Source organism: Chitinophagaceae bacterium (assembly GCA_030053935.1).
GTDB lineage: Bacteria > Bacteroidota > Bacteroidia > Cytophagales > JASGCU01 > JASGCU01.
The window spans coordinates 1-2,616 of the sequence record JASGCU010000153.1 but is presented as its reverse complement, the minus strand read 5'-3'; the positions used below and the strand labels follow the sequence as shown (position 1 = coordinate 2,616).

The window sequence follows — 2,616 nt, the reverse complement described above, 5'->3', positions numbered from 1 at the left end:
CTAAGTGAAATAATTTTATTTTTATTTTCTGCAATTTATAAAGATATTTTTTTTTTCAAAATATTTGTAATAAAAAGCATTATTTTTTTTGTTTTTTGTAAAAAAGAGAACGTCTCATCAACGCTCTCTTTTATTTCATATACTATTTCCCTGTTAGAACTACTTCTGACTTAATAAACTTTATCTTTCTACTCTGCCCATAAAGACGAAACTTATACTCAAATGTAAATGTATAAGTATCGGTTTTATCAGGCAACGCAGTTAAATAAAGCTTCGTTCCACTTGAAGAAGCATGATAAAAATCCTGCCTATAACCTCCAGGACTTAATAATAATAAAATAGCTCCCTTTTGCCTATTGATTTCCGAAACCAATATCTTTTTAGGATTATTCCATGTATTATGAACGTCGGATTCAGTTACTTCTGTTTTGGTGGATAGGAGAGATTGCACATCTATATATTCTAAGGTAAATACTTCTTCTAAACTATGGGGATACTGGGCAGAGAATACCTTATCACAGGTAATATATATGTATTCCAGTGTATCTATTATCATTTCCCCAGAAAAAAGCTGAGGAAAATCAGAACCATCATGACTACATGTACTCTTTTTAAAAACCTTCTTAATATGATCGCCATATAAGCTTACCTGCTTAGAAATATATTCACTTCTATAATAGTAGGGATTCATTGGTACCGCAGATTTTTTGTCACTCATGGGAACATTAGCACTCGATGGTAAGAGCAAAGAAAAGTTATACCTTCCCTGAGCATCTTTCGCAGGGTTATCCCCAAGAATGGATGTGCTATAGCTGGTAGTGTCTTTATTTGCGATAGTGCTATACTCTGGTATCACAAAACTGTAAAAACCATTTTCTTCAGGACATGGGCTACAAGAATTCATCAGGATAGCAATCCCAATACTTAGTAATACTTTGGTATTTTTTTTCATATTTTTCTATGTTTTATGTTTTTTTAAGATTTAGTTTATAATTTGGAATGAGTATTATTGTGCTTTTTAATAATTTATTTTTAATATGTATATGGTTTTATTATTATTTTTAATTGTATACACATTTTTTTTAAATAAAAGAGAGCGTCTGTAAAAAGACGCTGCTCTCTTTTAGTTTATTGTATTGTGTATGTTTTCTTGAGATAGTATGTATCTTCAACTGTCACACTATCCGCTGCTATTCTTTGTACCTGCCAAAATCCTAATAGGAATCGGGTTTTCTCAGAGGTAATCTTCTTTTTTACAGCCGCATACAACAACTAAAACTATAGATATTATTTTTTTATACATTTCATTGAGTATGTTTTAGTTGTATATGGTTTATTATTATTATTTATGTATATGGTTCTTAGAAAGAAATATAGAATCTAATTGAATCGTTGCTTTGGAAAGGGTTTCTTTCATAAAAACTCTATTCATATTTTTATGCCTGAAAGCACTTACACAGTTAGTTAAAAGATTTGCAACAAGTGGTGGGGCAAGAATAGCAATTCCTAAAGAAGGAACAAGTAGAATGGCACCCCAAAATAGCATAGTACTACCGTACTCATCGATCCTTTTTTCTTGAGATATTGTGAGAATATTTTCTTTTGTAGAATTTTTGAATACTAATGTTATACTGTCTATAACAGTAACCTTTATAGGCACAATACCCAAAGTGGCAAAAAATGCAATCTTCCCAGCTTTATTCCCTTTCTTCTGATCTGTTTTTCTATAAATATCAACATATACTACACTATCATTTTTGTGTTTTGTAAAATTCTCTTTATATACCTCCGAAAAAAAAGTGTTTTTTTTGATTATCTCCATATCTTTTTCATAAAGAGACCTGAACAAAATATTTTTTTTCTTTTGAAGAGAAACTTTTTTACCTGATATATCTATTTGCTCATATTTTTCTACCACTAATATCTGCTTCGGGCTCTTATATTCTAAAGTATCACCTTTATTTTTTTTATTTGAAGGTGTTTTCTTTGTATATGTTATGGTAGTAAAACACCCAACATGGAAAATGAAGCTTAAAAACATGCTATAAATACAGAAAGATTTTATTATTTTTCTTTTCATAAAATTATTTACTTATTTTAAATAATATAAGTTACTCCGAAACATTTATTTCGGAGTAAAATTATACTTTGGCTCAAATAACTATTAGCTTTTTAGCAATCTAAATGACAAGCACACTGAGGGATTTGCTGATTATAAGTACATTAGAATCCAATACCAGCGGAAACACCACTAACTACTGCAACTGCTACAGTAACTACAACTATAGCTACTGTTATGACACTTGAAAAAATCCTTCCAATAGAACTCCAAAATCCATTTACTCTTGCATTATCTGAATCTTCTAAATCATGCATTGCTACTTCTCTAAAACCAGACATATTTGTAATTAGAGATGTTGTAACTATAAATAAAAATCGTTTTTCTTCATTTGTTAGATATTCATCTTTTTCTATAGAAGCTTCTATTTTATAAATAACTTTCAAAATGATACTTGATACACCATTTTTATTAAAGTTTTTTATTGATAGTTCCCCATCTATTTGATATCTGTATAAAATTATTACAAAAAATTACATCAGGGTATCATAATTTTT

At 29.2% G+C, this 2,616-nt stretch carries 3 protein-coding genes; all 3 read right to left on the bottom strand.

Features of this window, described 5'->3' with window-relative positions; all coding sequences use genetic code 11:
* Positions 1 to 142: 142 nt before the first annotated feature.
* The 3 genes from QM536_09805 to QM536_09795 all read right to left on the bottom strand — a co-directional run bounded on the left by QM536_09805 (position 143) and on the right by QM536_09795 (position 2,505).
* Complete coding sequence (locus QM536_09805) at positions 143 to 952, bottom strand: hypothetical protein (protein MDI9357304.1); 810 nt, start codon at positions 950 to 952, stop codon at positions 143 to 145.
* A 390-nt stretch (positions 953 to 1,342) separates the two neighbouring features.
* Positions 1,343 to 2,080 (bottom strand): hypothetical protein, encoded by a 738-nt coding sequence (locus QM536_09800; GenBank protein MDI9357303.1) that lies wholly within the window; start codon positions 2,078 to 2,080, stop codon positions 1,343 to 1,345.
* 143 nt (positions 2,081 to 2,223) lie between these two features.
* On the bottom strand, positions 2,224 to 2,505 hold the full coding sequence (locus QM536_09795) for a hypothetical protein (GenBank protein MDI9357302.1): 282 nt from the start codon (positions 2,503 to 2,505) through the stop codon (positions 2,224 to 2,226).
* Positions 2,506 to 2,616: the final 111 nt, after the last annotated feature.

Bases quoted from the DNA above. Each gene is read 5' to 3' on its own strand.
- QM536_09800 (MDI9357303.1), bottom strand. From the start codon at position 2,080: ATGAAAAGAAAAATAATAAAATCTTTCTGTATTTATAGCATGTTTTTA.
- QM536_09805 (MDI9357304.1), bottom strand. From the start codon at position 952: ATGAAAAAAAATACCAAAGTATTACTAAGTATTGGGATTGCTATCCTG.